The 17,588-nt window shown below is 62.4% G+C and carries 19 protein-coding genes; 14 read left to right on the forward strand and 5 right to left on the reverse strand.

Translation table 11 applies throughout. From position 1 onward, the window contains the following. Positions 1 to 110: 110 nt before the first annotated feature. Complete coding sequence (locus CAG47_RS26465; protein WP_085729150.1) at positions 111 to 1,022, reverse strand: LysR family transcriptional regulator; 912 nt, start codon at positions 1,020 to 1,022, stop codon at positions 111 to 113. Between the two features lie 106 nt (positions 1,023 to 1,128). Between CAG47_RS26465 and CAG47_RS26470 the strand changes: the two genes are divergently transcribed. From CAG47_RS26470 to CAG47_RS26485, 3 genes are all read left to right on the forward strand, one after another. After that, positions 1,129 to 2,856, forward strand: coding sequence for an amidohydrolase (locus tag CAG47_RS26470; RefSeq protein WP_085729152.1), 1,728 nt, complete (start codon positions 1,129 to 1,131; stop codon positions 2,854 to 2,856). A gap of 148 nt (positions 2,857 to 3,004) precedes the next feature. Continuing rightward, positions 3,005 to 4,081: a C45 family peptidase gene (locus tag CAG47_RS26480; protein WP_085729154.1), complete on the forward strand. Its 1,077-nt coding sequence runs from the start codon at positions 3,005 to 3,007 to the stop codon at positions 4,079 to 4,081. 37 nt (positions 4,082 to 4,118) lie between these two features. Further along, positions 4,119 to 5,468: an MFS transporter gene (locus tag CAG47_RS26485; RefSeq protein WP_085729156.1), complete on the forward strand. Its 1,350-nt coding sequence runs from the start codon at positions 4,119 to 4,121 to the stop codon at positions 5,466 to 5,468. Positions 5,469 to 5,492: 24 nt separating this feature from the next. On the opposite strand, the gene CAG47_RS26490 is transcribed toward CAG47_RS26485, so the two are convergent. Next, positions 5,493 to 6,434 (reverse strand): class I SAM-dependent methyltransferase, encoded by a 942-nt coding sequence (locus CAG47_RS26490; protein WP_085729158.1) that lies wholly within the window; start codon positions 6,432 to 6,434, stop codon positions 5,493 to 5,495. A gap of 277 nt (positions 6,435 to 6,711) precedes the next feature. On the opposite strand from CAG47_RS26490, the gene CAG47_RS26495 reads away from it, so the two are divergent. The 5 genes from CAG47_RS26495 to CAG47_RS26515 all read left to right on the forward strand — a co-directional run bounded on the left by CAG47_RS26495 (position 6,712) and on the right by CAG47_RS26515 (position 9,819). After that, on the forward strand, positions 6,712 to 7,329 hold the full coding sequence (locus CAG47_RS26495) for a cytochrome b/b6 domain-containing protein (protein WP_085729160.1): 618 nt from the start codon (positions 6,712 to 6,714) through the stop codon (positions 7,327 to 7,329). Beyond that, positions 7,326 to 8,111: a molybdopterin-dependent oxidoreductase gene (locus CAG47_RS26500; RefSeq protein WP_085729162.1), complete on the forward strand. Its 786-nt coding sequence runs from the start codon at positions 7,326 to 7,328 to the stop codon at positions 8,109 to 8,111. The genes CAG47_RS26495 and CAG47_RS26500 overlap by 4 nt, the downstream gene beginning before the upstream one ends. A gap of 53 nt (positions 8,112 to 8,164) precedes the next feature. After that, positions 8,165 to 8,434, forward strand: coding sequence for a pentapeptide MXKDX repeat protein (locus CAG47_RS26505; RefSeq protein WP_085729164.1), 270 nt, complete (start codon positions 8,165 to 8,167; stop codon positions 8,432 to 8,434). 254 nt (positions 8,435 to 8,688) lie between these two features. Beyond that, positions 8,689 to 9,096 (forward strand): response regulator, encoded by a 408-nt coding sequence (locus CAG47_RS26510; protein WP_085729166.1) that lies wholly within the window; start codon positions 8,689 to 8,691, stop codon positions 9,094 to 9,096. Positions 9,097 to 9,156: 60 nt separating this feature from the next. Further along, positions 9,157 to 9,819: an HAD-IA family hydrolase gene (locus CAG47_RS26515; protein WP_085729170.1), complete on the forward strand. Its 663-nt coding sequence runs from the start codon at positions 9,157 to 9,159 to the stop codon at positions 9,817 to 9,819. A gap of 117 nt (positions 9,820 to 9,936) precedes the next feature. On the opposite strand, the gene CAG47_RS26520 is transcribed toward CAG47_RS26515, so the two are convergent. Next, entirely contained in the window at positions 9,937 to 10,596 is a 660-nt protein-coding gene (locus CAG47_RS26520; protein WP_085729172.1) for an isoprenylcysteine carboxylmethyltransferase family protein, read from the reverse strand. Between the two features lie 151 nt (positions 10,597 to 10,747). On the opposite strand from CAG47_RS26520, the gene CAG47_RS26525 reads away from it, so the two are divergent. After that, positions 10,748 to 11,680: a pyridoxal-phosphate dependent enzyme gene (locus CAG47_RS26525; protein ID WP_085729174.1), complete on the forward strand. Its 933-nt coding sequence runs from the start codon at positions 10,748 to 10,750 to the stop codon at positions 11,678 to 11,680. Between the two features lie 53 nt (positions 11,681 to 11,733). Here CAG47_RS26525 and CAG47_RS26530 read toward each other — a convergent pair whose 3' ends face one another. Then, positions 11,734 to 12,054: a DUF2388 domain-containing protein gene (locus CAG47_RS26530; RefSeq protein ID WP_085729190.1), complete on the reverse strand. Its 321-nt coding sequence runs from the start codon at positions 12,052 to 12,054 to the stop codon at positions 11,734 to 11,736. Positions 12,055 to 12,243: 189 nt separating this feature from the next. Between CAG47_RS26530 and CAG47_RS26535 the strand changes: the two genes are divergently transcribed. After that, positions 12,244 to 13,353, forward strand: a complete 1,110-nt coding sequence (locus CAG47_RS26535) for an NAD(P)/FAD-dependent oxidoreductase (protein WP_085729176.1) — start codon at positions 12,244 to 12,246, stop codon at positions 13,351 to 13,353. Between the two features lie 72 nt (positions 13,354 to 13,425). Next, positions 13,426 to 14,022 carry a DinB family protein gene (locus CAG47_RS26540; RefSeq protein WP_085729178.1) on the forward strand — a complete coding sequence of 199 codons (597 nt, stop codon included), beginning with the start codon at positions 13,426 to 13,428 and terminating at the stop codon, positions 14,020 to 14,022. Between the two features lie 178 nt (positions 14,023 to 14,200). Here the strand turns inward: CAG47_RS26540 and CAG47_RS26545 are convergent, their stop codons facing one another. Continuing rightward, entirely contained in the window at positions 14,201 to 15,100 is a 900-nt protein-coding gene (locus CAG47_RS26545; RefSeq protein ID WP_085729180.1) for a LysR substrate-binding domain-containing protein, read from the reverse strand. A gap of 116 nt (positions 15,101 to 15,216) precedes the next feature. Here CAG47_RS26545 and CAG47_RS26550 point away from each other — a divergent pair, with 116 nt between their 5' ends. From CAG47_RS26550 to CAG47_RS26560, 3 genes are read left to right on the forward strand one after another with little or no spacing between them, the layout of a single operon-like run. Then, entirely contained in the window at positions 15,217 to 16,233 is a 1,017-nt protein-coding gene (locus CAG47_RS26550; protein ID WP_085729182.1) for an aldo/keto reductase, read from the forward strand. Positions 16,234 to 16,235: 2 nt separating this feature from the next. Further along, entirely contained in the window at positions 16,236 to 17,033 is a 798-nt protein-coding gene (locus tag CAG47_RS26555) for an SDR family NAD(P)-dependent oxidoreductase (RefSeq protein ID WP_085729184.1), read from the forward strand. A gap of 26 nt (positions 17,034 to 17,059) precedes the next feature. Further along, entirely contained in the window at positions 17,060 to 17,470 is a 411-nt protein-coding gene (locus CAG47_RS26560) for an SRPBCC family protein (protein WP_085729186.1), read from the forward strand. Positions 17,471 to 17,588 lie beyond the last annotated feature (118 nt).

Raw genomic sequence — 17,588 nt, forward strand, 5'->3', positions numbered from 1 at the left:
CGGATTGCCTGGTTGACCAGACCGCCGCCGTTCGCGAGCAGGCTCGCTCCCACGGATGAACTGCATCCATTGTGGGAGCGAGCCTGCTCGCGAAGGGCGCTATGCGGTCTTCAGGCCTGCTGTTGTGGCCAATGCGCCTTGAGGTAGTCGATGAACACTTTCACCTTGCGCGTGTTGCGCCGGTGCGCCAGGTACAGCACGTAGACCCACGGCCCGAACGCGCTGGGCTCACGCCAGTACTGCGGCATCAACTCGACCAGTTCACCGCGGGCCAGATAGGGTGCGGCGCTCCATTGCGGGATGAACTGCAAGCCCTGGCCATCCAGCAGGCAGGCCAGCAGAAAGTCGTAGTTATCGCTGGCCACCCGTGGCGTCGGTTGGGTCAGGCGCATGCGCTGTTCACCTTGCGTGACCCACCAGAAGTGCCGGTTGAGCAGCGGATGGCGGAAGATCAGCCAGTCATGCTGCTGATAGTTTTCCAGTGAAACATCCTCGCCTTTGCGCGCCAGGTAAGCCGGGCTGGCGCAGAGCAACATCTGGTTTTCCACCAGCGGCTGCGCGATCACGCCGGGCAGGTCGATGGGGCCGTCGCGCAGGGCCAGGTCATAGCCGCCGTCCACCGGATCGTAGAAGTTATCGCTCAGGTCCATTTCCAGTTTGACCTGCGGATGCTCGGTCAAGAAGCGACAGCACACCTGATTGAGAAACGCCGGCGCGAACGAGGGCGGGGCGGTGATCCGCAGATCGCCGCGCAATTCATGCTGCAACTGCTCCACGTCTTCGGTGGCCAGTTGCAGTTGCATCAGCGCCTGGCGTGCGCCTTCCAGATAGATGCGGCCCGCCTCGGTCAGCGTCATGCGCCGGGTGGTGCGGTCGAACAGGCGCGTGCCGAGCTCTTCCTCCAGCTGGGCTACAGCCTTGGTCAGGGCCGAAGGGGTTTTGCCGAGCAGGTCGGCGGCACGGCTGAAATTACCCTGTTCGGCGGTGGCGACGAACATGGTCAGGGCACTCATTTTGTCCATTTATCTATTCCTGATAGGCACAGATGTTGTGCGGGAGCAGGCATTCAGTTCTTGATTCGGCTTGGCTAGTCTTGGCTACAGCCCAACAAAAATAAAGAGCCAACCCATGAAACAGATTCTGACCCTGGCCGCGTCACTCGCTCTGGCCTGTTCCTCGATGGAAAGTATGGCCGCTGTCGATCTCATCCTGCACAACGCCCGGGTGTACACCGCCGAGCCGGGCCAGCCCTTGCAGCAGGCCATCGCGGTGGAGAACGGCAAGGTCGCGGCGGTGGGTTCCGATGCCCAGGTGCTGGGGCTCAAACAGCCAGGCACGCGCATCGTCGATCTGGGCGGCAAGGTGCTGATGCCAGGGTTCATCGACTCGCACTCGCACACGGTCAAGGGCGGGCTGCAATTGCGTCAGGCCAACCTGGACGGTGAGTTGCTGCCGCTCGATGAATTGGAGAAGCGCCTGCGTCAGTGGCGCGAAGACGGCAAGGCCAAGCGTGGCGATGTCCTCAGCGTCGGCGGCTTGCCATCGACTTACTGGAGCCAGGTCGAAGCCCTTGAGCAGCGCTTCAATCAGGGCGAATGGGCGGACAGCCCGATTCTCTTTCTGGGCTGGGACCTGCACACGGGCTGGGCCAACCGGGCCATGCTCCAGCGTGCCGGTGTCGATGCCGCGCGGGTCAAGGCCCTCAAGGATGAAGAGCAGGCGACGATAGGGCATCACGCCGATGGACGACCGAATGGCTTCCTGGTCGATGCCGGCCTGTACCCGGTGCAGGCACTGCTTCCACCCCCGACCAGCGAGGAATTGATGGCGGGCGCGCGGGCAGCACTGGAGTACTACAAGAGCCTGGGCATCACCGGCTGGATGGACCCGATTGCCAATGAAATTCCCGGTGGCGATGTGAACAATCAGTCGGTGGGCGTGCTGCCGATCTACAAGGCGTTGGCCGAACGCGGCGAGCTGACCGCTCATGTGGCCGCGTTGCTGATGGCCGACTCGAAAGCCACGCCGGCCGATCTCGATGAACTGGACAAGGTCCGCCAACAGTTTCTCGGCGTGCCCAATCTGACCCTGCCGGGGATCAAGGTGTTTGCCGACGGCGTGGCGGAAGTGCCGGCACAAAGTGCCGCCATGCTCGAACCCTACAAGAACTCGAAGAAGTCCGGCGAGCTGCTGATCGACCCGACGCATTTCGGCGAACTGGTCAGCGCCGCCGACGCCCGCGGCTGGTTGGTGCACATCCACGCGATTGGCGACCGCGCGGTGCGTGAGTCGCTCAATGGCATCGAGCAGGCGCGCAAGGATCGCCACAGTGGCATCGCGCACTCCATCACGCACCTGCAAATGGTCAATCCGAAGGAGTTCGCCCGCTTCAAGCCCCTCAACGTCATCGCCTCGATGCAGCTGTACTGGGCCATGGCCGATGAGTCGAGCATGGACCTGGTCAAACCCTACGTCAGCGCCATGGCCTTCATGTACTCGTACCCGGCGCGCTCGCTGCTCAAGCACGGCGCGACCATTGCCGGTGCCAGCGACTGGCCGATCACCACGCCGGATCCGTGGAAGGCGATCTACCAGGCGGTCAGCCGCAAAGGTCCGAAAGGTGTGCTCAACGCCGCCGAAGACATCGACCGCCAGACCATGTTCCAGGCCTACACCCTCAACGCGGCCCGCACTCTGCGCCTCGAGCAACAGATCGGTTCGCTCAAGCCTGGCAAACAGGCCGACATGATCGTCCTCGACCGCGATGTCTTCACCGTCAGCCCAGAGGCCCTGCGCGATACCCAGGTGCTGAACACCTGGTTCGCCGGCCGCGAGATTTTCGCCCGTAAACCCTGATCTCGATCACACAGAACTTAGAACCTGTGGGAGCGAGCCTGCTCGCGAAGAGGTCATCAGACTCGACATCGATGTCGGCTGGTACACCGCTTTCGCGAGCGGGCTCGCTCCCACAGTTGAGTATCAACATCAAAACAGGAACGCTTCCGTGAAACTGCATTGCTTCGTCACCGACACCCAAAATCCACACATCCGCGGCCAGCAAATCGGCGAAACCTGGGCCGCGCAAATCGGCAAGACGGTGGCGCTTTATCTCGACTTCTTCAATCAGGTCGGGGTTGCGCCCGAGCAGGTGCGCGCTATTGGCGAAGCCAGTCTGCAAGCGCTGACCGAGTGGAGCCCGAGCCTGGCTCAAGAGCTGGTGGCGACGGCCGAAGGCGCCGGGATTCCCCTGTGGCAATTGGCGAGCCTGAACGCGCGCACGGAAATCCTCGCGGTGATGCCGGCCTCGCACGAAGGTGAGTGCTCGACGGCGGTCTATGCACCTGCGGAAATAGCGTCGCCGAGGACCATCCAGACCTGGGACTGGCACGATTCACTGGTGCCCCACGGCCTGCTGTTGCAACTCACGGCCAGCTCCGGGATCACCGTCAAGCTGTTCACCGAGTTCGGCATGCTCGGCAAGATCGGCGTGAACAGTGCAGGCGTCGGGTTGCATTTCAACATCCTCCACCACACCAGCGACAACGCCAGTGCCGGCGTGCCGGTGCATGCGATTGCCCGACGGATTCTGGAAGAGGCCACCAGTGTCGAAGAGGCCATTGCCCTGGCGCGGTCGGCGCGGGTCAGTGCCTCGACGGTACTGACGGTGTTCTCGCACAGGGATACGTCGCCACGGGCAGCGAGCATTGAAATGTCCGCCGCCGGCATCGCCGTGGTCCTGCCAGGCGAAGACGGCTGGATCACCCACACCAACCACTTCCTCGACAAGGCGCTGAGCCTGGGCGAGCGGACACCGGATGCTTCGACCACCTACGCACGCCTGGCCCACGTCGATGCGGCGCGGCTCGACATGATCCATGGCGACCTCAATCGCCGGGCCGCGGCCATGTGCGGTGCCGCGGGCGACGAGGCGCCGATCTGTTTCCATCCGGACCTGAGCATGCCGGCCACCGAACGCTGGGAAACCCTGTTGACCATCGGCATCGACAGCGAACACGGCATGCTCGAATACGCCGCCGGCAACCCGATGCTGCTGGCCCGCGACGGCTTCCAGCGCTTCTGAACCGACGTCCTTCATAACAACAAAAAGAGCACTCGATATGGCTAGTTACGGGCAATCCCCGGCGGGTTCGCAATCCGCCCTCAGAACCTTCTTCGTCTCCGGCATGGGCACCGCGCTGGAGTTCTATGACTTCGTCATCTACGGCACGGCGGCGGCGCTGGTGTTTCCCAAGGTGTTCTTCCCGCAGATGGATCCGCTGACCGCCACGCTGTTTGCTTTCGGCGCCTTTGGCGCGGGCTTTTTTGCCCGCCCGCTGGGCGGCATGGTCTTCGGGCACTACGGTGACAGGATCGGCCGGCAGAAAATGCTGGTGATCACCCTGTTGCTGATGGGCCTGAGCACTTTGCTGATCGGCTGCCTGCCGGGCTATTCGTCGATAGGCCTGGCAGCGCCGGCACTGCTGGTGCTGTTGCGGTTGATCCAGGGCTTCGCCGCCGGCGGCGAGTGGGGCGGGGCGGCGTTGTTCGGCATCGAGTCGGCGCCCCCGGGGCGACGGGGACTGTGGGGAAGTTTCACCAGCATGGGCATCGGCATTGGCGGCATCCTCGGCGCGGCGGTGTTCGGCATCGTCAGTGTCGCCTCGAACGATAACCTCGCCGATTTTGCCTGGCGCATCCCGTTCTGGCTGGGTGGCGTGCTGGTGTTGATCGGGCTCTATGCGCGACTGCAAAAGCCTGTGGCACAACCCGTCGAACACAAGGCGCAGGCGCGCATTCCCCTGGTCGCGGCACTGCGCGCGCGGCCAAAGGAAATGCTGCTGTGCACGGGGATCGCGTTCGGCTATGTGACCATCGCCTACATCGGTAGCACGTTCTTTTTGTCCTACGCCACCCAGCTTGGCTACGGCAGCACCGATGCGCTGATCTTCGACTTTTCGCTGTCGGTGGCCATCGTGGTCACCGCGCCGCTGTTTGCCCTGCTGTCCGACCGGATCGGCCGCCGCAACGTCATGATCCTCGGCGCAATCATCATGGCCCTCGGGTTCTTTGCCTTCTTCCCGTTGGTCGGCATGAAAAACCTGCTGGTATCGACCCTGGCGTACATCGCGGTCGGCGCGTTCATGGGGGCGACACAGGGACCGATTCCAGCGTTTCTCGCAGAGCAGTTCCCTCGGGAGATGCGCTATTCAGGGATGTCCGCCGCCTACCAGATCGGCGCGGCACTGGGCGGCGGTACGGCGTCGAGCGTGGCCACGGCGATCCTGATTGCCACCGATCACGATCCGCTCGGCGTTGCCGTGTACGGCTCGGTGGCGCTGGCGATTGTCGCGGTGTGCTCGTTCTGCTTGAGGGAAACGGCGCACTTGAGCATGGCGCAGATTGATCAGGAAACCGTGGCTCCGGCACCGCAGGAGAGTGCTGGTAACCGTAGAAGTATCGTTCACTGAAGATCAAAAACTGTGGGAGCGCTTTTAGCTTTGCAGTTGGAACACCAACGCCTTCAACCCACACTCCACATCCGCATCCGGAAACTCCGGCGGATTCTCCAGTCGCTGTTCGAACTGAAGGCTCGGTGCTTCGCGGGTGACTCCGTCGATCAGGAAGTCGGCACCGAACGACGGGTCGTTCATGCAGGCCAGCACGGTGCCGTTTTCAGTGAGCAGTTCGGGCAGCCGGCGCAGGACGCGCTGGTAGTCCTTGGTCAGCAGGAAGCTGCCTTTCTGGAATGACGGCGGGTCGATGATCACCAGGTCGTACGGGCCTTTGCCGATCACCATGCCCCAGGACTTGAACAGGTCGTGGCCGAGGAAGCTCACCTTGCTCAGGTCGTGGCCGTTGAGCCGGTGGTTGTCGCGACCACGGCTCAGGGCCGGGCTCGACATGTCGAGGTTGACCACGTGGCTGGCGCCGCCTTCGATGGCCGCCACCGAGAAGCCGCAGGTGTAGGCGAACAGGTTCAACACCCGCTTGCCCTCGGCATTGGCGCGGACCCAATCGCGGCCGTAGCGCATGTCGAGGAACAGCCCGGTGTTCTGCTTGCGGCCCAGGTCCACCCGGTACTTCAGGCCGCCCTCGGTGATGGTCATTTCCTCGATGACGTCGCCGAGCAGCCATTCGGTGGTGCTTTGCAGCAGGTAGCGGTGTTGCAGCAACAGGGTATGCGCGCCGGATTTTGCCCACTGTTCAGACTGGGTAATCGCCACCAGCCCTTGTTTCAAGTCTTGCAGTTGCTCAGCTTCCGGCTCCTTGAACAGCGCCACCAGCACCACGCCTTGCAGCCAGTCCACGGTCACTTGCTCCAGCCCCGGCCAGCAACGGCCACGGCCGTGGAACAGACGACGGGTTTCGGCGGGGGCGGTCGCCAGGGCTGTCAGTAGGTGTTCGTTGAGGGTGGCGAGGGCGTCTGGGTTCATCGGGTCGGGTCGGTCATTTGTGGGGGCGGCATTTAACCATAATTGCGCAACCGGCGGAGCACCACAAAACAGTGTGGGAGCGAGCCTGCTCGCGAAAGCGGTGTGTCAGCCAACCACTTTGCCGACTGACACGGCCCCTTCGCGAGCAGGCTCGCTCCCACAGGTTTTCGGTGCTCCTTACGAGTGAGTTATCACGTTTAATTTAACTTTACGTGAGGATTTGGCGATCTTCCGGCTCCCATACTCGGCTCCAACGAACAACAAACCGGAGCCGGACATGTCGCAGTCAACTGCTTCACCCAAGTCCAGTCATCCACGTTGGCTGCGCCTGACCCACTGGCTCAACGCCCTGGCGGTGTTGGTGATGGTGACCAGCGGCTGGCGCATCTACAACGCCTCGCCGATCTACGAATTCAGCTTTCCCAGGTCGATCACCCTCGGCGGCTGGCTGGGCGGCGCGCTGCAATGGCATTTCGCGGCGATGTGGTTGCTGGCGATCAACGGCCTGATCTACCTGGCCTTCAACCTGTTCAGCGGACGCCTGAAACGGCGTTTCTTCCCGGTCTCGCCCAAAGGCGTGCTGCATGACCTGTGGGCGGCCTTGCGCGGAAAACTGGGGCACGCCGACCTCAGTCATTACAACCAGGTGCAACGCTTCGCCTACCTGTTCGTGATGGTCGACATCACGCTGCTGGTGCTCTCCGGGCTGGTGTTGTGGAAGTCGGTGCAGTTCCCTTTGTTGCGCGAATTGCTGTTCGGTTACGAAGGCGCACGCCGTGTGCACTTCTTCGCCATGGCGCTGTTGGTGGCCTTCGTGGCGGTGCATCTGGTGATGGTGGCGCTGGTGCCGAAAACGCTGCTGGCCATGATCGTCGGCCGCAAGGAGCAGGTATGAAAAAGCGTATTCAAGTCCCCGGGCTGGATGAGGCATCGATCCTCAGCGATGCCCGCAAGATCCTCGCCCCGCAGATCGAAGACCGCTCGCGCCGTGCATTCCTGCTGCGCGGCCTGACCCTCGGTGGCGTGGCCATGTTGTCCGGCTGCAACATCACCGATAACGAAAGTGTCGAGACCGCGCTGTCGTCCATGTCGCGCTTCAACGATCGGGTCCAGGGCTGGCTGTTCAATCCCAATGCGATGGCACCGACCTATCCCGAATCGATGATCACCCGGCCATTTCCGTTCAATGCCTTCTACGGCATCGATGAGGCGCCGACGGTGGAAGAGGAGGGCTATCGCCTGGAAATCACCGGTCTGGTTGCCGACAAGCGCAGTTGGCGCCTCGAAGAGCTGCGCGCCATGCCCCAGACCGAACAGATCACCCGGCACATTTGCGTCGAAGGCTGGAGCGCGATCGGCCGCTGGGGCGGCGTGCGATTCAGTGATTTCCTCAAGCGCATCGGCGCTGATACCGATGCCAAATACGTAGGTTTCAAATGCGCCGACGACTACTACACCAGCATCGACATGGCCACCGCACTGCATGCGCAAACCCTGTTGACGCTGACGTATGACGGCGCGGTGCTGCCGCGCCAATACGGCTTCCCGATGAAGCTGCGCATGCCCACCAAGCTTGGCTACAAGAATCCCAAACACATTCAGGCGATTTTCGTCAGCAACACCTACAGCGGTGGCTACTGGGAAGACCAGGGCTACAACTGGTTTGGTGGCAGCTGATGAACGGCCGAATCATTCACCGTCCACAAACCCGTGCTCCAAGGAGATTCATCATGAAAAAGTTGACCACCGTTGTTCTGTCCATGTGCCTGGCCGTTGGCGCTGCCTCTGTGTTCGCAGCCGACACCATGAGCAACGACAGCATGAGCAAGGACTCGATGTCCAAGGATGCCATGTCCAAGGATGCGATGAAGAAGACCGACTCGATGTCCAAGGACGCCATGTCCAAAGACAGCATGTCCAAGGATGCAATGTCCAAGGACGCGATGAAAAAAGACGCAATGTCCAAGGATGCGATGAAAAAAAGCGAAATGTCGCAGTAAGTCCAACCAACCGAAATACCCTGTAGGAGCGAGCATGCTCGCGATGGTGGACGCTACACCGAGGGGCATCAGGTTCCCCGCGTTATCGTTATCGACCATCGCGAGCATGCCGCAAGCGGGCACCCGCTCCTACAGGTGAGTGCTGCTGGCCTGGTTGAATCAAAAATGAATTTCCGCGATCTGCGTTGCTCATAACTGTATGCGGCGGATCCAATGTCGCGGAATCATTGAGGCAATCGGGGAGCGGCACGGTCATGAGTCGAATACCGACGACGGGTGGAGATCTTCCGGGTGGATTGATTCTGGTGGTTGAGGACGACCCGGTGATCCTCGAGTTCCTCTGTGAAATTCTTCAGGAGGAAGGTTTTGTCGTCGAGCCGCAAATCAGTGCGGACGCGGCCGCGGTCTATCTGGAACAGCATGCGCCGCAGGTGGGCATGCTGCTCACAGACATCACCATGCCCGGTACGCTCAATGGCGCGGACCTGGCCAACCAGTTCGGCGATCGCTGGCCGGACAAGCCGATCATGATCATGTCCGGTTTCGAAACCCCTGAAAGCGCGGGCGTGCGGCACGCGGTCTCTTTCATCAAGAAACCCTGGATGATCGGCGGGCTGCTCGATTGCGTGGGCCAGACCTTCAAGTCCAAACGACTCAACTGACGCACCCGCAGATGCTACATTGCCGGGCAAATCCGTCCGGCACCTGCGAGGTTCCTTTCCTTGTCTGCTCACTCTGTATTCAACTCGACCTATCGTGCCTTTCTGTTCGACATGGACGGCACCGTACTGACGTCCATTGCCGCCGCCGAGCGAGTCTGGACAACCTGGGCCGTGCGCCATGGCGTCGACGCAGGTAGCTTTCTGCCGACCATCCACGGTGCCCGTGCCATCGACACCATCCGGCGCCTGGGCTTGCCCGGGGTGGATGCCGGGGCTGAAGCCGCGTGGATTACCGAAGCGGAAATCGAAGATGTCGACGGGGTATTGGAAGTGGCGGGCGCGGCGAAGTTCTTGCGGTCATTGCCAGCCAATCAGTGGGCCATCGTCACGTCCGCCCCGCGGGAACTGGCGTTGCGGCGGATGGCGGCAGCGGGCATTCCCGAGCCCGGGGTGATGGTGACAGCCGAAGATGTCACAGCGGGCAAACCCGACCCGGCGGGGTACCAACTCGCGGCCCGGCGCCTGGGCGTCGAACCTGGGCAGTGTCTGGTTTTTGAGGATGCCCCGGTGGGGATTCAGGCAGCCGAGGCGGCGGGGGCGGATTTGATGATTGTCACGGCGACTCATGAGCAGCCGATCGAGACGTTGCATGGAACCTTGGCAAGTTATGAAGAGGTGCGGGTTCGGGTGGATGCCGAAGGCATACGCTTGCAGGCGGTCTGATGTGGGGGTGGACTTGCCCGCGAACAACGCCAGGACAACGCGGACATTCAGGCAGCCCGCGTTATCGTTGACGTCCATCGCGAGCTTGCTCGCTCCTACAGGGGAAACCGGGTTACTTCAGTAAAGTCCGGGAACCAGCCGCCAGGTACGGGCGCAATAGGCGTCGTACTCGCTGCCGAACTGCGCCCTGAGCAAGGCTTCTTCAGAGTGAATGCGCGCGACCAGCGGGATCAGCGTCAGCGCCACCAATATCAGCCCGACCCCTGAACGAAACGCCAGTGCCCAACCCAGGCCGATGACCATCATCCCCAGATAACTGGGGTTGCGCAGGTTACGGTAGATACCTTCGGTGACCAGCCGATGCCCCGGCTGGATGGCCACCAGCCCGCTGAAGCGCTTGCCCAGCACAAACACCGGCCACAACCGCAGCGCGCCGCCGACGATGAACAGCAGCGCCCCGAGCCAGCGCACGCCTTCGCCACCGAAGGTCCAGAAATCGATGCGGTCGGTATAGGCCGGCAGAAATCCGCTCAGCAAGCCGATCACGCCAAAGGCCGGGATTACCCAGCGATTGGCCCGGTCTTCACGTTCACCCGAACTCAGGTTGACTTCGGTGAACAGTGACACGACAGCCATGATAAGGGTGGCCAGGGCCACGATGACCAGTGAGCCATGGCTGAAGTAGGCCACGAAACCACCCAGTCCCCAGATCGCCAGGGCCAGGTAGGCGAGGGTGCTGACGATGGCGAAAAACGCCAGTTTGGCCGAGATTTTCATTAGTACCTCACACGCGGCAGACGCCTCCCTTCATTGTAGGCGCTGCGATGCGGCGTTCCGACTTGCCGGGTGAACTAAGCTTGGGAGAGAGGACCGTTCACCACCGGCTCGCGGTGACTCGACGAACCGGTGGCGTGTATCAGGAGCCCATATGCTGCATATCCGCACGCCCTTGATCCTGCACCCTGGCCTGTCGACCCCGACCCGGCGTATCTGGCTGAAACTGGAAAACCTGCAACCTGGCGGCTCGTTCAAAATACGCGGCATCGGGTTGCTGTGCAGCCAGGCGGCGCAGCAGGGCAAGCGCAAGGTGGTTTGTCCCTCCGGCGGCAACGCGGGGCTGGCCACGGCCATGGCCGCTGCATGCCTGGGGCTCAAGGCCTGCATCGTGGTGCCGAACACCACCCCGCAAAGCACCCGGGCGCGGATCAGCCAGACCGGCGCCGAGGTGATCGTGCACGGCAAGGTCTGGGACGAAGCCAATCAACGGGCACGGGAACTCGCCCAGGACCCGCGCAGTGAATTCGTGCCGGCCTTCGATCACCCGATGTTGTGGGAAGGGCACAGCACCATGGTCGATGAAATCCTTGAAGACTGTCCGCCAGTGGATGTGTTGGTCACATCGGTGGGCGGCGGTGGCTTGCTGGCGGGGCTGCTCACCGGCCTGATTCGTCATCGGCACACCGATTGCCGCATCGTGGCCTGCGAAACCGAAGGGGCGGCGTCGTTCGCCGCGGCGGTGGCGGCGGGGCACCCGGTCAAACTGGCGAAAATCGACACGGTCGCCACCTCCCTGGGCGCCGCGCAAGTAGCCGCCTGGCCCGTCAGGCACATCGGCGATTTCTCCCATGAGTGCGTGGTGCTCAGTGATGATGAGGCGATCATGGGCGTGGTGCGTTACGCCAATGATATGCGCCAGCTGGTCGAGCCGGCGTGCGGGGTGTCACTGGCGATTGCCTACCTCGATCATCCGGCGATTGCCGACGCCCGTGATGTGGTGATCGTGGTGTGCGGCGGGGTGAGTATCAACGCGCAGCTCGTGGCCGGGTGGGCGCGCTTGTCCACGGGTACGCACGCCAGGTAGGGCCGCAAACGCTATCCCGTTGTCACACGCCCCACCGCTGGCGATGACGATCGTCAGTGATCGGCGGCAACGCCTTCCTGGACGAGAATGGCGCGGGCCAGGTCTTCGTCGCTTGCGTTGTTCAGGGCGGGATTGTCCTGACGGACTTTTTTCAAGACCGCTTCCAGGTAAGCACCACGAATCGTACCGCCACTGGCCACGAAGCTGGAGGCGTCATCCCGGGCGGGAATCATGAGTTTGTGGTCTTTGAACGTCGAGTACAGCGAGGCGGAAACCCCGGCGGAAGTGGCGACGTCACCTGCATCCACGTCGGCCAGTGCGGAACCTGCGGGCAAACAAAGTACCAGCGTAGAAATGATAAACAGACGGCGCATGATGGTGTCCTCCGACAGCATGAAGCATAACTGAAGTACCACATAATCTAGGAGGTGCGGGGGTCGCCAAGAGTTCCATGGCGCTGTCGACCCTGGATATGGGCGGGTGCTTCATGGCCTTGCAACTGGTGATTTTCTCCGGCCTGATTGACTATCGACAGCCAGAGCAGCCGTGGGAGGGCAGGGGCGTTGAACGTCGATATGCAAAGCGTGGTGATCGGGGCGGGTGTCGTCGGGCTGGCGGTGGCCAGGAGCCTGGCCATGAGCGGACGGGAGGTGCTTGTGGTCGAGGCCGCCGGGGGCATCGGCATGGGGATCAGCTCACGCAACTCGGAAGTGATTCACGCCGGTATCTATTACCCGAGTGGCAGTCTCAAGGCCCGGTTGTGCGTGGAGGGCAAGCAACGCCTCTACGGGTTTTGCGATGAACATGGCGTTGAATACCGGCGCGTCGGCAAGCTGATCGTGGCCACCGATGAGCCGCAGCGCTCGGCTTTGCAGCGCCTGTTGGAGCAGGGGCGTTTCAATGGTGTCGATGACCTGCAATGGCTGGATGGCGCGCAGGCCCGGGCGCTTGAACCGGCGCTGTCCTGCGTCGCGGCGCTGTGGTCGCCCTCTACCGGCATCATCGATTCCCACGCCCTGATGCTGGCGCTCCAGGGCGATGCCGAGCGGTTCGGCGCGACGCTGGCCTTGCACACACCGTTGCTCTCGGCCCGTTGCACGGAGCAGGGCTTCGAGCTGCACATGGGCGGCAGCCAACCCATGGCGCTGCGCTGCCGTGAATTGATCAACTGCGCGGGGCTGTCCGCTGCCGACGTGGCGCGCGCCATTGTCGGTCTGCCTGGGGCATTTGTTCCCGAGGCGCATTGGTGCAAGGGCAGTTATTTCAGTTTCGGCGGCCGTGCGCCGTTTCGCCACTTGGTGTATCCGGCCCCGGAGAGCGCGGGACTGGGCGTGCACATGACACTCGACCTGGGTGGGCAGGCGCGCTTCGGGCCGGATGTCGAATGGGTCGAGCACATTGATTACCGTGTCGAACCCCGCCGGGCCGAGGGGTTCTATCAGGCGATCCGCCGTTATTGGCCGGGTTTGCCGGACAACAGCCTGCAACCGGCCTACAGCGGAATTCGCCCGAAAATCAACGGGCCGACGGCGCCGGCCGCCGACTTTCTCATCAGCGGATGCGCCGAACATGGCGTGCCGGGACTGGTGAATCTGTTCGGCATCGAATCGCCGGGGCTGACCAGTTGCCTGGCGCTCGCCGAGCACGTGGTGAAGCGCCTGAACGACCGATGATCAGGGCTGGCACTGCTTTGCGACCATTGGGTCTATGCTGGGGAGTGCGCTTACTGCCATCGGAGAACTCTGATGATCACCGTACGCACTGCCTGTCTGCTGGCCGATTACAAACGCTGGGCCAATCAGCGACTGTTTGACAGCCTTGCGGCGCTTCCTCCAGGCGAAGTCAAAAAAGAACGGGTGTCGGTGTTCAAAAACATGATCGGCACCCTCAACCACGTCTACGTGGTCGATTGCATCTGGCGGGCGCACCTTGAAGGCCGGGGGCATGGCTTCAAGACTTCACACGACCTGCTGCATGCCAATCTGTCCGAACTGCGCACGGCGCAAAAAGAGATCGATCGCTGGTACTGCGACTGGAGCGCCCGGCAAACCGATGCCTCCCTGGACAAGCCCGTGGAGTTCACTTTTGTCTCGGGCGAAAGCGGCATCATGAGCGCCGGCGCGATGCTGATGCACGTGGTCAACCACGCCAGCTATCACCGTGGCTGGGTGGTGCAGATGTACTTCGAGATCCCGGCCATGCCACCGGTCACCGACATGCCGGTGTACCTGCGCGAATCTGAACCGGTGGTCCTGCAATCGATCATTGCCCCGACGGTGGCGCCGCCATGTGCTGTGCAATTTTCGAGCGCAACCAGCGTTCTGCCGGATCGTTATCGTTGACCCCGCTCAAGTCCCCGGAAAACGACACCAACGCGCGCAGGTCGTTGCGGTTCATGGTGGAAGGCTCGCTGGGGGCTGGGGTCCATTGTAGGAGCGAGCATGCTCGCGATTGCGGTGTGCCGGCTACATGGATGTCGAATGTGCTGCCGTCATCGCGAGCGGGCTCGCTCCTACAGGGTCAGGGGGTGGATTCAGGTTCGGTCAGCATTTTGCGGAAGGTCTCCACCAGCGGCCGCAAATTGATCCGGTGCCATGCCGCCCACAACGGACGAGTGAAGCAAATCCATGGTATTTCCCGCAGCACCACGCCCGGTGGGGCGTTGCGGCTCAAGCCCTTCTGAATCATGGCGATGCCCAGCCCCGAGGCCACCAGAGCCATTGCGGTGAAGGGGCCGGTGGCTTCCATGCGGATATCCGGGGTGAAGCCTGCGCGGATGCAGGCGCTGACGAAGTTTTCCCGGCTGGTGACATTCTGGTGGTGCTGCACGCCGATCCACTCCTGGTCGACGAGGTCGGCCGGGGTCAGCACAGTCTGCTGCGCCAGCGGATGGTGCTCGGGCAGGGCCAGCAGCATCGGGTCGTCCAGCACCTGAAAACCCAGCAGGTCCGGGTCATCAACGCTCGGTGGTTCGCTGACCAGGGCGATGTCCAGGCTGCGCTGGCGCAAGCCCTCGAGTTGTTCGGCCGAGCTCTGGTTGTACAGCGCCACGTGTACGTTCGGCCGGTTGACCCGCAATACGCGCAAGGCATTGGGCAGCACCCCGGCGTGCATGGCGTTTTCGATGTAGCCGATGCACAAGCCGCCTTCTTCACCGCGTCCCAGGCGTTTGCCAAGGGACTCCAGGCGATTGGCGTGGGTCAGCAGGGCGCGGGTTTCGGCGAGGAAGGTCTGGCCGTCGCGGGTCAGGCGGATGCGTTGCTGGCTGCGCTCGAACAGGGTCAGGCCCAGGCGTTCTTCGAGCTGGGCGATCTGTCGGCTCAGGGGCGACTGGGAAATGTGCAGGCGTTCGGCGGCGCGTCCGACGTGTTCTTCCTCGGCGACGGCTACGAAGTAGCGCAATTGGCGGATGTCGATCATGTAAGACCTTAAGGGACTCAAGTTTTGCAGATTATGTCTTGGACGGTCAGATCCTCGCAATCTAGGATCTGCTCAACGGTCAGCCAACTGACCCCTGACACTCAAGAGGATTCACCATGAGCTTGAAAGACAAACTGCCCGGCGCGCTGGGTTTCGGCACAGCGCCGCTGGGCAACATGTTCCGCGCCATCCCGGAAGAAGAGGCGCAGGCGACGGTCCACGCCGCCTGGGATGCCGGTGTGCGTTACTTCGATACCGCGCCGTTCTACGGCTCGGGCCTGTCGGAGATTCGCCTGGGCACCGCGCTGTCGCGCTACAACCGTGACGACTATGTGCTCAGCAGCAAGGTCGGCCGGGTGATTCTCGATGAAGTCGAAGACGCCGCTGCCCGTGATCTGGGCGAGAAGAGCGGGGTGTTCGAGCACGGGCGCCCGAACAGGATCGTCAACGACTACAGCGCCGACGCGACCCTGCGTTCGATCGAAGACAGCCTCAAACGCTTGCAAACCGATCGCCTGGACATCGTCTGGGTGCACGACATCGCCCAGGATTTCTACGGCGATCAGTGGCTGGAGTACTTCAACCAGGCCCGTACCGGTGCCTTCAAAGTGCTGACCCGCCTGCGTGAAGAGGGTGTGATCAAGGCCTGGGGCCTGGGCGTGAACAAGGTTGAGCCATGCGAATTGACCCTTGATCTGAGCGAAGCGCAGCCGGACGGTTTTCTGCTGGCGGGTCGCTACACTCTTCTCGATCATGATCGCGCCTTGCAGCGTTTGATGGACGCCGCCCTGGCGCAGAACGTCGAAATCGTGGTCGGCGGTCCTTACAGCTCGGGCATTCTGGCCGGTGGTGCACACTTCGAATACCAGAAGGCCAGCCCGGCGATCATCGGCAAGGTCGAGCAAATCAAACGCATCGCCGCGGCCCACGGTGTCGATATCAAGGCAGCGGCGTTGCAATTCTCGTTGGCTAACCCGGCGGTCGCCGCGGTGATTCCCGGTTCCAGCCGCCCGCAGCGAATTGCCGAAGACGTGGCCGCGTTGTCGGCGGTGATTCCCGCTGCGTTCTGGCAGGCGATGCGTGAGGCGAAGCTGGTTTCCGAGCGCGCACCCTTGCCTCTCATTGGAGCTTGAGCATGAAGATTGATTTGAGCGCAAAACTGGCAATTGTCAGCGGCAGCACCGCCGGCATCGGCCTGGGTATCAGCAAGGCACTGGCCGAATCCGGCGCCACGGTGGTGGTGGTCGGCCGCGAGACGGCCAAGGTCGAGCAGGCATTGGCGAGCATTCGCCAGAGCGTGCCGGGTGCACAGTTGCGCGGCCTGACCGCGGACCTGGGCACCGCCGAAGGCGCCGCGAAACTGTTCGCCGCCGAGCCACGGGCCGACATTCTGGTGAACAACCTCGGGATCTTCAACGAGGTGGATTTTTTCGACACGCCTGACAGTGAGTGGACGCGGTTCTATGAGGTCAACGTGATCTCGGGTGTGCGTCTGTCGCGGCATTATGTGCCGGCCATGGTCGAGCAGGGTTGGGGGCGGGTGATTTTCCTGTCATCGGAGTCCGGGGTCGCGATCCCGGCCGACATGCTCAACTACGGCGTGACCAAAAGCGCCAACCTGGCGGTATCCCATGGCCTGGCCAAGCGTCTGGCGGGCACGGGTGTGACGGTCAACGCGATCCTGCCTGGCCCGACTTTGACCGATGGCCTGGAGCAGATGCTCAAGGACGCTACAGCCGAATCAGGGCGCAGTGTTCGGGAAGAAGCCGACGCTTTTGTGCGCAAGGCCCGTCCAAGTTCGATCATCCAGCGCGTGGCGGATGTCGAGGAGGTTGCCAATCTGGTGGCCTACATCGCTTCGCCGCTGTCCTCGGCCACCACCGGCGCGGCCCTGCGGGTCGACGGCGGCGTGGTCGACAGTCTGGCGATCTGAACCTTATTGATCAGAGAGAATATTTCATGGCAACTGCATCAGCTTTCATCGACATCCCGGCTTCGGCCGAACAGATCTGGCAATTGATCGGCGGTTTCAACTCGCTGCCGGACTGGCTGCCGTTCATTCCCAAGAGCGAACTCAGCGAAGGCGGGCGCGTGCGCAGCCTGCAAACGGTGGATGGCGCAGTCGTGGTCGAGCGCCTGCAAGCGTTCGACAACGTGGGCCAAACCTACAGCTACTCGATTTTGCAGGCACCCTTTCCGGCGACTGACTATCTGTCGACGATCAAGGTTGAAGCACAAGGCGAGGGCGCGCGGGTGACCTGGTCCGGGCGGTTCGAACCGGTGGGTGTGAGCAACGAGGAAGTGGAGGCGTTGTTCACCGGCATCTATCGGGGTGGGCTTGAGGCGCTGCGAGCCAACTACCCGGCCTGACCGTCAAATCACCCATCCCCTAATGAAATGGCTACCCCCGCCGCACCCCCTGTGATCGCTCACTAAGCTTTCACAGGGGGCTAATCGGAGATCATTGCCATGAACAACGTTGCTATCG

Source organism: Pseudomonas sp. R37(2017), assembly GCF_002113375.1.
Taxonomy (GTDB): domain Bacteria; phylum Pseudomonadota; class Gammaproteobacteria; order Pseudomonadales; family Pseudomonadaceae; genus Aquipseudomonas.